Raw genomic sequence first — 14,167 nt, 5'->3', positions numbered from 1 at the left:
GAATGGTGAATGGTGAATGGTGAATGGTGAGAAAGAAGGCTTCGTTGCCATTCACTGTTGACCATTCACTATTCACTGACATCAGCCACCATATTTCTCCAGGAAAGCCTCTGCCGACAGCTCGCGAAAATCGTCGAGCGCGGCGCGCAGCCTTGCATGGTCCCAGTCCCACCAGGCAAGCGCCTGGTAGCGCTCGGCGGTGCGGCGATCGAAGCGCTCGCGGATCGGTTTCGCCGGCACGCCGCCGACGATGGTGTAGGGCGCGACATCCTTCGTCACCACCGCGCCCGCGCCGACCGCCGCACCGTCGCCGACGGTCACGCCGGGCAGCACGGTCGAGCCATGGCCGAGCCAGGTGTCGTGGCCGATGATGACGCGCTTGGCGCGGCGCTGGGCGAAGAATTCGCTCTCGTGCTCGGCATCGTTCCAATAGTCGGAGGCGCGGTAGGTGAAGTGGTGCAGCGTCGGCCGCCATGTCGGGTGGTTGGTGGCGTTGAGGCGGACGCTTGCCGCGATGTTGGAGAATTTGCCGATGGTGGCGCACCAGACGGCGCAGTCCTGCATCATGTAGGAATAGTCGCCGAGCTCGCATTCGGCGACGCGGCTGCGCTCGGCGATTTCGGTCCAGCGGCCGAGCGTCGAGTTTTCGACCTGCGCCGTCGGATGGATCAGCGGCGCCTCCGAAAGCTTCTTCATGCGGCGATCTTTCCGGCGGCGAAGGCGGTGACGTCGATGACGCGGTCGGCGACCGCCTCACGCACGTCGAGGTCATGGAAGATGCCGAGCAGGGCAACTCCCGCCGCTTTCTTGGCGGCGATGAGCTCGACCACGACATCGCGGTTCTTCGCGTCGAGCGAGGCGGTCGGTTCGTCGAGCAAAAGGATCGGATGCTCGGTGATGAAGCCGCGCGCGATGTTGACGCGCTGCTGCTCACCGCCCGAGAAGGTCGCCGGCGGAAGCGCCCAGAGCTTTTCCGGCAGGTTGAGCTGCGCAAGCAGGGAGCGAGCCTTCGCTCGCGCCGTCTCGCGATCCTCGCCACGCTCGACCAGCGGCTCGGCGACCACGTCGAGCGCCGAGACGCGCGGCACGGTGCGCAGGAACTGGCTGACATAGCCGATGGTGTGGCGGCGCACGGAAAGCACTGTGCGCGGGCTGGCGGAGGCGAGGTCGATCAACCCGCCGCCGTGCTGGACGATGATCTGGCCTTCATCGACGGCGTAGTTGCCGTAGAGCATCTTCAGGATCGAGCTTTTTCCGGCGCCCGACGGACCGCCGAGCACCGCGCATTCGCCGGCGCGGATCGAGAAGGAGACACCCGTCACCACCGGCAGCGTGACGCCGTCGCGCAGATGCATGGTGAAGCTTTTGGCGACATCGGAAACGACGAGAGGCGTAGCCATCATCACACCTGCAGGATGGAAGAAACGAGGAGTTGCGTATACGGCGCGCGCGGATCGTCGAGCACGCGGTCGGTGAGGCCGCTTTCGACGACGCGGCCGTCCTTCATCACCATCATGCGCTGCGACAGAAGCCGCGCCACGGCGAGGTCGTGGGTGACGACGATGGCCGCCAGCCCGAGATCGGTGACCAGTCCGCGCAACAGATCGAGCAGGCGGGCCTGCACCGAGACGTCGAGGCCGCCGGTCGGCTCATCCATGAAGACGAGCCGCGGTCCGGTCACCAGGTTGCGGGCGATCTGCAGGCGCTGGCGCATGCCGCCGGAAAAGGCGCGCGGCTCGTCGTCGATGCGGTCCTCGTCGATCTCGACGCGCGACAGCCAGTCGACGGCGGTGGCGCGGATCCTGCCGTAGTGGCGGTCGCCGACCGCCATCAGCCTTTCGCCGACATTGGCGCCGGCCGAGACCGTCATGCGCAGCCCGTCGGCCGGGTTCTGGTGGACGAAGCCCCAGTCGGTGCGCATCAGGAAGCGGCGCTCGGCCTCGCTCATCCGGTAGAGCTCGCGCCATTGGCCGTCGCGCATGCGGTAGCTGGCGGTGCCGGAGGAGGGCAGCAGCCGGGTCGACACGCAGTTGAGCAGCGTCGTCTTGCCGGAGCCGGACTCGCCGACCACCGCCAGGACTTCGCCCGGCCAAAGGTCGAAGGTGACGTTCTCGCAGCCGACGCGCGAGCCGTAGAATTTGGACAGCGCCGAGACGCGCAGCAGCGGTTCGTCGGTCATTCGGCCGGCTCCGTTTCCTCAGAGGCAAGGTGGGTCTCGGGAGCAAGGTGGCCGTGATGGCCGTCGGCTCGCCGCTTCTCGCAGTGGTCGGTGTCCGAGCAGACGAACATGTGGCCGCCATGGTCGTCGAGGATGACCTCGTCGAGATAGACATTCTCGGCGCCGCACAGCGCGCATGGCTGGTCGAAGGTCTGCACCTCGAAGGGATGGTCCTCGAAATCGAGGCTGACGACGTCGGTGAAAGGCGGCACCGCATAGATGCGCTTCTCGCGGCCGGCGCCGAACAATTGCAAAGCCGGCGAACGATGCATCTTGGGATTATCGAATTTCGGCGTCGGCGAGGGATCCGTCACGTAGCGGCCCTCGACCTTGACCGGATAGGCGTAAGTGGTGGCGATGCGGCCGTGCTTGGCAATGTCCTCGTAGAGCTTCACATGCATGAGGCCATATTCCTCCAGCGCATGCATTTTTCGCGTCTCGGTCTCGCGCGGCTCGAGGAAGCGCAGCGGCTCGGGGATCGGCACCTGGAAGACCAACACCTGGCCTGCGTTGAGCGGATGCTCGGGGATGCGGTGGCGGGTCTGGATGATCGAAGCCTTCGCCGTCTCTGTGGTGACGGCGACCTTGGCGACCTTCTTGAAGAAGGCCCGGATCGAGACGGCGTTGGTGGTGTCGTCGGCGCCCTGGTCGATGACCTTCAGCACGTCGTCCGGGCCGATGATCGAGGCGGTGACCTGGACGCCGCCGGTGCCCCAGCCATAGGGCATCGGCATCTCGCGCGAGGCGAACGGCACCTGGTAGCCGGGAATGGCGATGCCCTTCAGGATGGCGCGGCGGATCATCCTTTTGGTCTGCTCATCGAGATAGGCGAAGTTGTAGGTGGCGATGTCGTTCGATTGCGCGTTCATTCCGCGGCCTCCCTTTTCTCTTCAGCCTTGTCCTCGTTTTCCCGCGCCTCGTATTCGGCGCGCATGCGGCGCACGAGGCCGAGCTCGGCCTGGAAGTCGACATAGTGCGGCAGCTTCAGGTGCTCGACGAAGCCGGTGGCCTGGACATTGTCGGAATGCGAAATGACGAATTCCTCGTCCTGCGCCGCGGCGACGACATCCTCGCCGAGCTCGCCGGCGCGCAGCGCCCGGTCGCACAGCGCCATGGCCATCGCCTTGCGCTCGCTTTGACCGAAGACCAGACCGTAGCCGCGGGTGAACTGCGGCGGCGCCTTGGCCGATCCCTTGAACTGGTTGACCATCTGGCATTCGGTGACGCGGATCGAGCCGAGCGGCACGGCGAAGGGCAGTTCCGGCACGTCCAGTTCAAGCTCGACCTCGCCGATGCGCACCTCGCCCACGAAGGGATGGTTACGGGCGTAGCCGCGCTGCGTCGAATAGCCGAGCGCCAGCAGAAAACCTTCGTCGCCGCGCGACAGCGCCTGCAAGCGGATGTCACGCGCCATCGGGAACTGCAGCGGCTCGCGGGTGATGTCGCCCGGTACGTGGTCAAGCGGCATCTCGCCGTCGGCCTCGATCAGGCCTTCATGGGCAAGGATCGCCGAGACGCGCGGCATGGCCTCCGGCTCGGCCGGCCGCTGCGCCGGTGTCTCGACCTCGGCGCCGGCGGCAAGCTCCGGATCGAGCAAGCGGTGCGTGTAGTCGAAGGTCGGGCCGAGCACCTGGCCGCCCGGCAGGTCCTTGTAGGTGGCCGATATGCGCCGCTCGATCTGCATGGCGCCGGTATCGACCGGATTGGTGTAGCCGAAGCGCGGCAGCGTGGTGCGGTAGGCGCGTACCAGGAAGATCGCCTCGATCATGTCGCCGCGCGCCTGGGCGATGGCGAGTGCGGCAAGCTCGCGATCGTAGAGCGAGCCTTCGCTCATCACGCGGTCGACACCGAGCGCCAGCTGCTCCACGATCTGGTCGAGGCGCAGCGCCGGCACCGATCGGTCGCCGCGACGGCGATCGGCAAGCAGGCGGTGCGCATTGGCAATGGCGGCCTCGCCGCCCTTTACCGCGACATACATGTCATGCCTCCATCAACTTGATGCGGGTGGTGCGCGGCAAGCAGGAAAGGCTGCCGGGCGCCGCCAGGATGATGTCGACGCCGCGCGGGAAACGCTGGTTGTTCTGCTTGCACTGCTCGACGAAATGACGCGGCATGCCCGGAGGCGCGATCATCGACGTCCTTTCGATGCCCGGACCTTCGAGCAGCAGCGACGGACCCGAGGCAAGATCGTCGACCAGGAGGATCAGCGTCGTCGAGCGATCGGGATATTCCTGCGTGCCTTGCGCAAAACCGTCGAGCGCCGCCATCTCCTTGGGATTGGCGATCAAGGCGAAATGCGCGTCGGCGGGCGTGTTGGCCAAAGGCGCGCCGGTGTGGAAGCCGAGCCAGGCCTTGACCGAAGCCTCCGCCTGCAGCGGCGGGTCGAGCCAGACCGGCGTGTCGTTGTCGCAGAGCGAAAGCGCCACGGCGCCGGCGGTCGCCGACAGCGGCGCCGGCGGACGGGCAAGCTGCGGCAGGTTCTGGACCGTGCCGGGGCGGGCCATCGCGTCCATGATGGCGCGGAACACCGTCTGGGCGTTGAAGACCGGCTCGGCGAAGCCGCCGTCGATCGATTGCGTGGCGATGTCCATCAGTCCTCTCCGCGCACCATGGTGAAGAAATCCACTTTCGTTGCCGCCGTCTCGACACGCCGGGTCTCGCGCGCCGCATCGAGAGCCGCGCGCAAAGGCGCGGCGAGCTTCGTTTCGACTGCTTCACGCTGCGCCGGGTCCTGCCACAGCGCATCGGCGATCGCGGCGAGCCTGGCCTTGTCCTTGTCGCGGCCGAGCGCACAGGAATGGCCGACCTGGCCGGACGGCAGCCGCACCGTGGCGCGGGTGACGGTCGCCTCGCCGACATTGAAAGGAGCGCCGCCGCCGCCGATCCGCCCGCGCACCGTCACCAATCCGGTTTCGGGTCCGCGCAAGAGCTCGGCTTCGGAGGGCAGGCCCGACTCGTTCCACAGACGCGCGATATCATCGGCTCCAGCGTGCGCCAGCGTTGCCATCAAGGCTTTCCGCCCCGCTTGCTCGCGTGCTTCCTGTCCTCGCATCGCATCGCTCCTTGCATCTGGAAATTCGTCTATTGATATAGACAACTATACAAATTATACCTACCTCCTAACGGGAGTCCATGACGGGTGGATGACAGGCGCGGAAAATTGCCCGCTGGGGCGAAGAAATGGGGCGATGAATGGTTGGACTGGCGAGCAGCATCGAAAGGCGTAACGGCGTGTCGCTCTGGCGGCAGATCGCCGATAAGATATTGCAGGGGATCGCGAGCGGCGATTTCGCCGAGAATACGGCGCTGCCGCCCGAAATCGCGCTGGCCGAGCGCTACGGCGTCAATCGCCATACCGTGCGCAGCGCCATTGCAGCACTTGTTCAGGAAGGGGTGCTGAAGGCCGAACAGGGACGCGGCACCTTCGTCCTGTCGCGCAAGCGGCTGTCCTATCCGATTGGCGCGCGCACGCGCTTCTCGACCGGGCTGCAGGGTCAGACGAGCGAGCGGCATCTCGCGCTCCTGTCGTCGTCGACGGAGCCGGCCAGCCGGCGCATCGCCGAGGCGCTGCATATAGCGAAGGGCGAGGCCGTCATCCGCCTGGAGACGCGCGGCGAGGCCGACGGTCATGCGGTGTCACGCGCGACGACCTGGTTCGACGCCAAACGCTTCGCGGGCATTGAGCATGCCATGGCCGAAACGGGATCGATCACGGCCTCGCTGAAGCGCTTCGGCATCAACGATTATCTCAGGCATTCAACCGTGCTGTCGGCGCGCCATGCCGACGCCGACGACCTCGCCGCGCTCGATCTGCAGCCCGGCGCGATCGTGCTGGTCACCATCGCCGTCAACGTCACGCTCGACGGTGAGCCGATCCAATTCGCGGAGTCGCGGTTCCCGGCGGAGCGGGTGGAGTTGAGGCTGTCGGCCGGCGACTAGCCGCGCTCAGCCGACTTCGATGACCGCCTTGATCAGCCCTGATTTCTCATGCGTCCATCGCGCCAGATCGCGCGGCGTTTCGGCGAGCGTCGTGCGATGGGTGACGAGTTTGCCCAACGGCACGGCGCCGTTGCGGATGGAGGCCGCGACATGCTCGAAGTCGGCCTTGAGCGCGTTGCGGCTGCCGACCAAAGTCATCTCGCGTTTGTGGAATTCGGGATCGGAGAAGGTGATGTCGTCCTTGACGACACTGACCAGCACCAGCATGCCGCCATGCGCGACATGGGCGAAGGCCGTCTGCACCGATTGCGTGTTGCCGGTCGCGTCGAAGACGAGGTCGAACCCTTCGCCGCCGGTCGCCTGCCGCACCAGTTCGTCGGCTGTCGCCTTCGAGGTGTCGAGCGCGGCAAAGCCAAGCTCCTTTTCGGCGAAGCCGAGGCGCTCGCTGCTCATGTCGAGCAGGCTGGCGTCGAGCCCCGCGATGCGGGCGAAGATCGCCGTGCCCAGTCCGATCGGGCCGGCGCCGATGACCAGCGTGCGCTGGCCGGGAAGTCCAAGGGATCGGCGCACCGCGTGCGCGCCGATGGCCAGGAATTCTACCGCCGCGGCGTCGGCCAGCGAGAGGCCGTTCGCAGGGTAGAGATTTTGCGCCGGCACCAGGATCTCGTCGCACATGGCGCCGTCGCGGTGGACGCCGAGCACCTCGATCTTGACGCAGCAATTCGGCTTGCCGTGCCGGCAGGCGATGCATTTGCCGCATGAAAGATAGGGGTTGATGATGACCGGCTCGCCAGCGGCGAGATCGACGCCTTCGCCTCTCTCGACGACCGTGCCCGAGACCTCGTGGCCCATGATGCGCGGATAGGCGAGGAAGGGATGCTTGCCTTCGAAGATGTGATAGTCGGTGCCGCAGATGCCGACATGGCTGACAGCGACACGGGCCCAGCCGGGCGGTGGCGCGCCGGGGTCGGGGCGGTCTTCGAGGACAAGCTCGCCGGGCGAGCGGCAGACGACGGCTTTCATGGCAGATCCAGTGTTCAAAAAGGCGCGCCGGCCTCGGCATGCGGGGCCGGCGCGTTAGTTTCAGGGAGGAGTCATTTGCCCCGGCGGCGCAAGCCGTCGAAGTAAACGATGACGATGATCAGAAGGCCGGTGATGACGCGCTGCCAGAAGGTGTTGACGTTGAGCAGGTTGGCGCCGTTGTTGATCGTCGACAGGATGAAGGAGCCGATCAGCGGCCCGTGCACGGAGCCGATGGCGCCGAACAGCGAAGTGCCGCCGATCACCGACGAGGCGATGGCCTGCAGTTCATAGGTGTCGCCCTGCGTCGGGTTGCCGATGCCGATGCGCGAGGCGAGCAGCACGCCGACGAAGGCGGCGAGCAGGCCGGACAGGATATAGGCCATGAGGATGGTGCGCGGCACGTTGACGCCGGACAGGCGCGCGGCCTCGGCGTTGGAGCCGACCGAGAACAGGTAGCGGCCCCAGCGCGTGTGGTGCAGGAAGATGTAGGACGGGATGGCGACCAGGATCACCATCCAGAACAGATAGGGGATGCCGAACAGCGAGCCGCGCGAGAACGCCTGGAACGGATCGCTGTTGATCGAGATCGAGTTGCCGTTGGTCATCAGAAGGCCGATGCCGCGCAGCGAGGTCATGGTGGCCAGGGTGATGATGAAGGGCGGCAGGCCCATCTTGACGATGCCGAAGCCATGGAAGAGGCCGATGGCGACCCCGACCAGAAGCGTGAGCAGCACCGCCACCCAGATCGGCCAGCCGGCATTGATCAACAGCGCCACGATCACCGTGGTGAAGCCGACCACCGCGCCGACCGAAAGGTCGATGCCGCCGGTAATGATGACGAAAGTCTGGCCGACGGCGAGGATGGCGATCAGCGAGCCCTGGCGCAGAAGGTTGGTGATGTTGAGCGCCGTCGCGAAGGAGGGCGTGGCGACAGCCAGCACGATCCACATCAGCAGCAGCAGGCCAAGCAGCGTCAGGCCGAAGAGGGCGTTGAAATTGCGCTTGGGTCTTTCGGCGGGGATCGCCTCGGTGCTCATTTTTGTCCTCCCGTTTTTTCTTGTTTCTCGGCCAGAGCCTGACCCAGGATGTCCTCGTGGCTTGCGGTGCGGAATCCATGCGTCGCGACCAGCTTGCCGCGCCGGAACACGTGCAGCGTGTCGGCAAGCTCATAGACTTCCGGCAGGTAGGACGAGATCAGGATAATGCCGGCACCCTTCGACAACAGCGTCGAGAACAGGCGGTAGATCTCGGCCTTGGTGCCGACGTCGACGCCCACCGTCGGCTCATCAAAGATGAACAGCTTGGCGCCATGCGCCAGCCATTTGCCGATGACGATCTTCTGCTGGTTGCCGCCGGAGAGGCTGGAGGCGAGCGCGCTGCGCGTCGGCGTCTTGATGCGCAGGTCGGCGATCTGGCGATCGGCCTCGGCTTTCTCCTTGGCGCCCGAGATGAGCGCGTTGCTGGAAATGCGCTTGTAGATCGGCAGGTTGAGGTTCATGCCGACCGACAGGTTGAGACACAGGCCTTGGTCGCGGCGGCTTTCCGGGGCCAGCGCCATGCCGAGCCTTATGGCGTCGTGCTCGGAATTGACCTGGACCTCCTTGCCCTCCCACAGGATCTGGCCGGCTGACTTCTTGTGACGGCCATAGAGCGTGGTGACGAACTCGCTGCGGCCGGCGCCGATCAGGCCGTAGAGGCCGACGATCTCGCCGGCGCGGACGGTCACCGAGACATTCTCGAAGCCCTTGCCCGAGAGGTTCTTGGTCTCGACGATCGTGGCGCCAGGGGTGAAATGCTCCTTGTGATAGATCTGCTCGATCGAGCGGTTGATCATCAGCTTGACCAGCTCGGGCTCGTTCGTCTCGGCGATGTTGCGGGTGCCGACCAAAGTGCCGTCGCGCAGCACGGAAACGCGATCGGCAAGCTCGAACACCTCCTCCATGCGGTGGCTGATATAGATGATGGTGACGCCTTCGCTCTTCAGCCTTCGGATCAGCTTGAAGAGCTGGTCGGCCTCCTTTCGGGTGAGGTAGGCGGTCGGCTCGTCGAAGATCAGGAATTTCGTGCCGCGCACCGTGGCGCGAGCGGCGGCGATCAGCTGCTGCTGGCCGATGGTGAGATCGCCGAGCACGACATGCGCCGGCAGGTCGAAGCCCAGACCGTCGATGATCTTCTGCGCGTCCTTGACCATGGCGCGCTGCTGCAGCAGGCCGAAGCGGGACTCCTCCTCGCCGAGGAACATGTTGGCGGCGACGGTGAGGTGGCGGCAGAGCACCACCTCCTGGTGCACGGCGTTGATGCCCAGCGCCATCGCCTCGTGCGGAGTGGCCAGAGCTACGGGCTGACCTTCCCAGACGACCTCGCCGGAAGTACGCGGCATGACGCCGGTCAGAAGTTTTATCAGGGTCGACTTGCCGGCGCCGTTCTCGCCGACGATGGCGTGGATCTCGCCCGCCTTGAAGGCAAGGTGCACGGGCTTCAGCGCATGCGTGCCGGGATAGCGCTTTTCCAGGCCGTTGAGCTCGAGGATCGTCCTGCCCGGGGCCAGCATGGGGGCGGGGTGCAGTTCCTGCGCCGTCGACGTCATGACAATCCTCCCAGATTGGTCTCAACCATTGGGTATGCAGCGATGCGTCTGACGCGCATCTTGAAGTCGGAGCCTAAATCAGGATGACGTTTCGTTGAATCGTCATCTGATCTAATTCCTTGTTGGAGCATGATCTTTTCCGAAAAACCGGTTCCCACTTTTCGGGATCATGCTCTAAATCAGGCCGGCGAATTTCCAAATCGCCTGATGGATGTTTCCGGGGCGATGCCGCCCCGGAAAGGTTGTCGCGACGCTGCTCAATTGAGCTTCGGGTTGAGCAGCGCGTCGATCTTCGGATCCTTCATGTTGTCCTTGGTGACGAGGTTGGCGCCGGTGTCGACATTGGCTTCGACCTTCTCGCCCTTCGAGGCGGCCAAGGCGGTCTTGATGCCGTCATAGCCCATCCGGTACGGATCCTGGACGACCAGGCCGGAGATGACGCCGTCATTCAGGAACTTGATCAGCTTCTCGTCGCTGTCGAAGCCGATCAGCGCCACCTTGCCGCCGAGATTGTTTTCGGCGATCGCCTGGCCGACGCCCTGCGCCATGATCAGGTTCGAGGCGAAGATGCCCTTGAGGTCCGGATTGGCGGTGATCAGGTCGGTCGCGATGTTCAAGCCTGTGGTGGCCTGACCGTCGGCATATTTGTCGGCGACGAGCTGGAGGCCCGGATACTTGGCCTTGATCTGCTCGATGAAGCCTTGCTTGCGCTGCTCGAGCGAGCCGGCGCCGGGAAGAGCGGTGATCAGCGCGACCTTGCCTTCCACCTTGCCGCCATTGGCGGCACCGATCGCGGCGGCGAGGCCGTCAGCCGCGACGCGGCCGCCCTGGACGTTGTCGGTGGTGAGGAAGGAGGTGAAGGCCTTGGAGTCGGCGCCGGAGTCGATGCCGATGACCTTGACCTTGGAAGCCGCCTCGTCGATCGGCTTGCCGAGCGCCTTGAACTCGGTCGGCGAGATGACGATTGCCGCCGGGTTGCTGGCGACGGCGTTCTCGAGGATCGAGATCTGGCCGTTGACGTCGGTTTCGGCTTGGGCGCCGAGCTCCGGCACGTTGATGCCGAGATCCTTGCCGGCCTTGCGCGCGCCGGCCAGAACGATCTGCCAGTAGAAGGAGGTGGTGTCCTTGACGATGATCGGAATGGTCACGTCGGCCGCCGAGGCGGGCGCGGAATGCATCGCGCCGGCAAGCATCGACGCGGCGGCCAAGGCCACGAAAGCACGGCGGTTGAGAAGGCTGGTCACGAATTTCATTAGGTTCCTCCCTAAGGTCGCCTGGTGAAGGTTTCGGAAGCTCCATCTGGATAGGCGCAGCCCAAACAGAACTTTATCAATAAAAAACAGATGCCTTTTTTTGATAATGCATCGCCATGATCGATGCAAGCGGTGTCTGTTGCCGTTTGTGTGATGCCGGAGAAGGTTTTGCCCGGGTCTGCGGCTCCTCCCTGGCGGCACATTGGCGCTTCCGTTCCTTCTTGTCGGTATGGAACGATAATTTCACTACGCTGTCAACATAGAATATTCATTCCATATTGATGTCGCGAGACTGTGAAGGCCGGCGTCCTTGCAGTTGGCAGCGCTGTCCGCCGCGATAACGGCCTTCGGGCTAAAGCGTCGCGCCGAGGTGCCAGGGCACGAACTCGTTGTCGCCGTAGCCGAACGCCTCGCTCTTGGTCTTGCGGCCCGATGCTGTTTCGATGATCAGATCGAAGATCTCGCGGCCCATGCCGGCGATGGTTTTCTCGCCCGAGGCGATGACGCCGCAATTGACGTCCATGTCCTCTTCCATCTGGTGGTACATGGTCGAATTGGTGGCGACCTTGATCGACGGCGTCGGCCGGCAGCCGAAGCAGGAACCGCGGCCGGTGGTGAAGACGATGACGTTGGCGCCGCCGGCCACCTGGCCGGTGGCCGAGACCGGGTCGTAGCCGGGCGTGTCCATGAACACCAGGCCGCTGCCGGTCACCTTCTCGGCATAGCCGAAGACGCCGTTGAGTGGTGTCTGGCCGCCCTTGGCGACGGCGCCCAGAGATTTTTCCAGGATGGTGGTCAGGCCGCCGCGCTTGTTGCCGGGCGAGGGGTTGTTGTCGATCGAGGCGCCGTGCTTGGCGGTATGGTCCTCCCACCATTTCACGAAGCCGTCGAGCTTGGCGGCGATCTCGGGCGAGGCGGCGCGGTAGGCGAGCAAATGCTCGGCCCCATAGATCTCGGTCGTCTCCGACAAGATGCCGATGCCGCCGCAGCCGGCCAGGATATCGACGGCGGCGCCTAGCGCCGGATTGGCGGTGATGCCGGACATGCCGTCCGAGCCACCGCATTGCAGGCCGACCACGATCTCGCTGACCGGGATGGGCTCGCGCTTGAGGTGACCGACTTCCTCGGCGATCTCGGTGAGCACGCCCATCGCCTTCTCGACCGATTTGCGCGAGCCGCCGGCCTCCTGGATGTTGAAATGGCGTTTTCCCGCCGCCACGCCCTTCTGGCCGTAAAGGGTGAGTTGGTTGACCTCGCAGCCCAGCCCGACCATCATCACGCCACCGAAATTCGGATGGCGCGCATAGCCCGCAAGCGTGCGGTGCAGAACCATCATGCCGTCACCTGTGCCGCTCATGCCGCAGCCCTGGCCGTGCACGATCGGCACGAAGCCGTCGATGCCGGGATATTTCGGCAGAATCCTGCGGTTGGCCTCGTCGGCGATGGCGTGGCAGACGGTGGCCGAACAATTGACGCTGGCGATGATGCCGATGAAGTTGCGCGTCCCGGCACGGCCGTCGGCGCGGCGATAGCCCATGAAGGTGCGCTTGCGGTCGGCCTCGGTGGCGTGCTCGGCCTCGCTCGGCGGCACCACCGGCAGGCGGCCGCTCTCGAACACCAGATTGTGCGAGTGGACATGCTCGCCCGGCGCGATGTCTTGCGTGGCGCGGCCGATCGCCTGCGCATATTTCACCACCGCTTCACCCGCCGCGACCGGCTTGATCGCCACCTTGTGGCCCGGCTCGATCACGGCAATCGCGGTGGCGCCGCCCGGCAATGGCGTTCCGATCTCGATGCGGCCATTGGCAACCGCGACATTGTCGGAAGGTGAGAGAAGGATGGTGTTGGCAACGGTCACGGGCGGCTGTCCTGAGTGATCCTGGGAATGCGGGCGGATTGACTCGCGCCCGTTTAAAGGTAATGTCTTTTATCGGGAAAAAACATTTTTGCGTCAATCGTTTTTTAGCGCTCGGGCCATGCGGGTCGCTCGGACGCGCGCGATTGCCCTTTTGGCAAGCCGTCGAAAAGCGTTCCGCTTTTCGGAGGCTTGCGCTAGGAACACCGATCATATCGCGCTTCCGGCAAGCCGCCGCAAGCGTTGGGGATACGGGGCATGTCGAAGAGCAACAACGTCTACAAGGATGCCTACAACCGCTGTCTCAGGCTGCTCGACGAGTCCAAGAGCCTGCCGTCGGAGCCTGAGCTCGGCACGCTGCTCGGCGTCAGCCGCACCACGGTGCGCAGCATCCTTTCGCGCATGGCAGAGACCGGGCTGATCGCCTGGGACAAGCGCAACAAGACGGTGCTCAGGGCGCCGCGGCCGGAGGATTTCTTCCCCGAGGAGGAAACCGATTCGCTGGCCGAGATCATCGAGCGCTCCTTCATGCGGCGCCTGCTTGCCGAGGGCGCCGAGGCCGGCATGCAGATCAACGAGCTGGAGCTGGCGCGCGAGATCGGCGTCGGCACCACCAGCGTGCGCGAGTTCCTGATCCGCTTCTCGCGATTCGGGCTGATCGAGAAGCGGCGCAACAGCCACTGGGTGCTGAAGGGTTTCACCCGCGCCTTCGCGCTGGAGCTGACCGAGATCCGCGAGATGTTCGAGCTGCGCTCGGCGGCGGCTTTCGCCGCGCTGCCGGAGGATAGCGCGGTGTGGGCCGATCTCGACCGGCTGGAGATCGAGCATCGCCGGCTGGCCAGCGAAATCGCCACGCGCTTCACCGCGTTCTCGGAGCTCGACGAGCGCTTCCACCGGCTGATCCACCGCGCCTCGCACAACCGCTTCATCGTCGACTTCTACGATGTGATCGCGATGATCTTCCACTACCACTATCAGTGGAACAAGGCAGAGGAGCGCCAGCGCAACGAGGTCGCGGTGCAGGAGCACCTCGCCTATATCGCGGCGCTGAAATCGCGCGATCCCGGCAAGGTGGACGCCGCCTGCCGCAGGCACCTGAAGTCGGCGCGTCAGACTCTCTTGAGCTCAATTCCCGAAGGGCGGCAGGCGCAGCCGGCATAAAAACCGACCGATCGTGCCGTGTTGCCGCAGCGCGGTTTTGCCGATTTTCCGGCCGCGTCGCCCGTGTTACGCTCAATCAAGTTCGTTACGGTCTATCAAGTTTCCGGGAGAGGCTTTGCGTTGGATATCCG

General features: G+C 64.9%; 14 protein-coding genes. 2 read left to right on the top strand and 12 right to left on the bottom strand.

The window, feature by feature from the left end; translation table 11 throughout:
* Positions 1-81 precede the first annotated feature (81 nt).
* From FJW06_RS02190 to phnG, 7 genes are read right to left on the bottom strand one after another with little or no spacing between them, the layout of a single operon-like run.
* Positions 82-696 carry a DapH/DapD/GlmU-related protein gene (locus FJW06_RS02190; RefSeq protein WP_140747268.1) on the bottom strand — a complete coding sequence of 205 codons (615 nt, stop codon included), beginning with the start codon at positions 694-696 and terminating at the stop codon, positions 82-84.
* Positions 693-1,400 carry a phosphonate C-P lyase system protein PhnL gene (gene phnL, locus FJW06_RS02185; RefSeq protein WP_140747702.1) on the bottom strand — a complete coding sequence of 236 codons (708 nt, stop codon included), beginning with the start codon at positions 1,398-1,400 and terminating at the stop codon, positions 693-695. The genes FJW06_RS02190 and phnL overlap by 4 nt, the downstream gene beginning before the upstream one ends.
* 2 nt (positions 1,401-1,402) lie before the next feature.
* The gene (gene phnK / locus FJW06_RS02180) at positions 1,403-2,179 is read right to left on the bottom strand and encodes a phosphonate C-P lyase system protein PhnK (RefSeq protein WP_140747265.1); all 777 of its coding nucleotides are present in this window, start codon (positions 2,177-2,179) and stop codon (positions 1,403-1,405) included.
* Positions 2,176-3,087 (bottom strand): alpha-D-ribose 1-methylphosphonate 5-phosphate C-P-lyase PhnJ, encoded by a 912-nt coding sequence (locus FJW06_RS02175; protein WP_140747263.1) that lies wholly within the window; start codon positions 3,085-3,087, stop codon positions 2,176-2,178. Before FJW06_RS02175 ends, phnK begins: the two co-directional genes overlap by 4 nt.
* Complete coding sequence (locus tag FJW06_RS02170; RefSeq protein ID WP_140747260.1) at positions 3,084-4,196, bottom strand: carbon-phosphorus lyase complex subunit PhnI; 1,113 nt, start codon at positions 4,194-4,196, stop codon at positions 3,084-3,086. The genes FJW06_RS02175 and FJW06_RS02170 overlap by 4 nt, the downstream gene beginning before the upstream one ends.
* Before the next feature lies 1 nt (position 4,197).
* Positions 4,198-4,809 carry a phosphonate C-P lyase system protein PhnH gene (gene phnH, locus FJW06_RS02165; protein WP_140747257.1) on the bottom strand — a complete coding sequence of 204 codons (612 nt, stop codon included), beginning with the start codon at positions 4,807-4,809 and terminating at the stop codon, positions 4,198-4,200.
* On the bottom strand, positions 4,809-5,270 hold the full coding sequence (gene phnG, locus FJW06_RS02160; RefSeq protein ID WP_140747254.1) for a phosphonate C-P lyase system protein PhnG: 462 nt from the start codon (positions 5,268-5,270) through the stop codon (positions 4,809-4,811). Before phnG ends, phnH begins: the two co-directional genes overlap by 1 nt.
* Before the next feature lie 140 nt (positions 5,271-5,410).
* Between phnG and phnF the strand changes: the two genes are divergently transcribed.
* Positions 5,411-6,157, top strand: a complete 747-nt coding sequence (gene phnF / locus FJW06_RS02155; RefSeq protein WP_140747251.1) for a phosphonate metabolism transcriptional regulator PhnF — start codon at positions 5,411-5,413, stop codon at positions 6,155-6,157.
* Between the two features lie 6 nt (positions 6,158-6,163).
* Here phnF and FJW06_RS02150 read toward each other — a convergent pair whose 3' ends face one another.
* The 5 genes from FJW06_RS02150 to FJW06_RS02130 all read right to left on the bottom strand — a co-directional run bounded on the left by FJW06_RS02150 (position 6,164) and on the right by FJW06_RS02130 (position 12,878).
* Positions 6,164-7,180: a zinc-binding alcohol dehydrogenase family protein gene (locus tag FJW06_RS02150; RefSeq protein ID WP_140747248.1), complete on the bottom strand. Its 1,017-nt coding sequence runs from the start codon at positions 7,178-7,180 to the stop codon at positions 6,164-6,166.
* Positions 7,181-7,251: 71 nt separating this feature from the next.
* Positions 7,252-8,217, bottom strand: a complete 966-nt coding sequence (locus FJW06_RS02145) for an ABC transporter permease (protein WP_140747245.1) — start codon at positions 8,215-8,217, stop codon at positions 7,252-7,254.
* A complete protein-coding gene (locus FJW06_RS02140; RefSeq protein ID WP_140747242.1) occupies positions 8,214-9,767 on the bottom strand; it encodes a sugar ABC transporter ATP-binding protein in 1,554 nt (517 codons plus the stop codon). The genes FJW06_RS02145 and FJW06_RS02140 overlap by 4 nt, the downstream gene beginning before the upstream one ends.
* Before the next feature lie 257 nt (positions 9,768-10,024).
* Complete coding sequence (locus FJW06_RS02135) at positions 10,025-11,020, bottom strand: ABC transporter substrate-binding protein (protein WP_127884627.1); 996 nt, start codon at positions 11,018-11,020, stop codon at positions 10,025-10,027.
* Positions 11,021-11,372: 352 nt separating this feature from the next.
* Complete coding sequence (locus FJW06_RS02130; protein ID WP_140747239.1) at positions 11,373-12,878, bottom strand: altronate dehydratase family protein; 1,506 nt, start codon at positions 12,876-12,878, stop codon at positions 11,373-11,375.
* A gap of 255 nt (positions 12,879-13,133) precedes the next feature.
* Between FJW06_RS02130 and FJW06_RS02125 the strand changes: the two genes are divergently transcribed.
* Complete coding sequence (locus FJW06_RS02125; protein WP_140747236.1) at positions 13,134-14,036, top strand: GntR family transcriptional regulator; 903 nt, start codon at positions 13,134-13,136, stop codon at positions 14,034-14,036.
* Positions 14,037-14,167: the final 131 nt, after the last annotated feature.

The organism is Mesorhizobium sp. B4-1-3 (assembly GCF_006439355.1).
In the GTDB taxonomy this organism is placed as follows: domain Bacteria; phylum Pseudomonadota; class Alphaproteobacteria; order Rhizobiales; family Rhizobiaceae; genus Mesorhizobium.
The sequence above is the reverse complement of the archived record's forward strand: the minus strand, read 5'-3'. Positions and strand labels throughout refer to the sequence as shown.

Excerpts from the sequence above, each read along its gene's own strand:
- FJW06_RS02190 (WP_140747268.1), bottom strand. The coding sequence starts at position 696 with ATGAAGAAGCTTTCGGAGGCGCCGCTGATCCATCCGACGGCGCAGGTC.
- phnL (WP_140747702.1), bottom strand. The coding sequence starts at position 1,400 with ATGGCTACGCCTCTCGTCGTTTCCGATGTCGCCAAAAGCTTCACCATG.
- phnK (WP_140747265.1), bottom strand. The coding sequence starts at position 2,179 with ATGACCGACGAACCGCTGCTGCGCGTCTCGGCGCTGTCCAAATTCTAC.
- FJW06_RS02175 (WP_140747263.1), bottom strand. The coding sequence starts at position 3,087 with ATGAACGCGCAATCGAACGACATCGCCACCTACAACTTCGCCTATCTC.
- FJW06_RS02170 (WP_140747260.1), bottom strand. The coding sequence starts at position 4,196 with ATGTATGTCGCGGTAAAGGGCGGCGAGGCCGCCATTGCCAATGCGCAC.
- phnH (WP_140747257.1), bottom strand. The coding sequence starts at position 4,809 with ATGGACATCGCCACGCAATCGATCGACGGCGGCTTCGCCGAGCCGGTC.
- phnG (WP_140747254.1), bottom strand. The coding sequence starts at position 5,270 with ATGCGAGGACAGGAAGCACGCGAGCAAGCGGGGCGGAAAGCCTTGATG.
- phnF (WP_140747251.1), top strand. The coding sequence starts at position 5,411 with ATGGTTGGACTGGCGAGCAGCATCGAAAGGCGTAACGGCGTGTCGCTC.
- FJW06_RS02150 (WP_140747248.1), bottom strand. The coding sequence starts at position 7,180 with ATGAAAGCCGTCGTCTGCCGCTCGCCCGGCGAGCTTGTCCTCGAAGAC.
- FJW06_RS02145 (WP_140747245.1), bottom strand. The coding sequence starts at position 8,217 with ATGAGCACCGAGGCGATCCCCGCCGAAAGACCCAAGCGCAATTTCAAC.
- FJW06_RS02140 (WP_140747242.1), bottom strand. The coding sequence starts at position 9,767 with ATGACGTCGACGGCGCAGGAACTGCACCCCGCCCCCATGCTGGCCCCG.
- FJW06_RS02135 (WP_127884627.1), bottom strand. The coding sequence starts at position 11,020 with ATGAAATTCGTGACCAGCCTTCTCAACCGCCGTGCTTTCGTGGCCTTG.
- FJW06_RS02125 (WP_140747236.1), top strand. The coding sequence starts at position 13,134 with ATGTCGAAGAGCAACAACGTCTACAAGGATGCCTACAACCGCTGTCTC.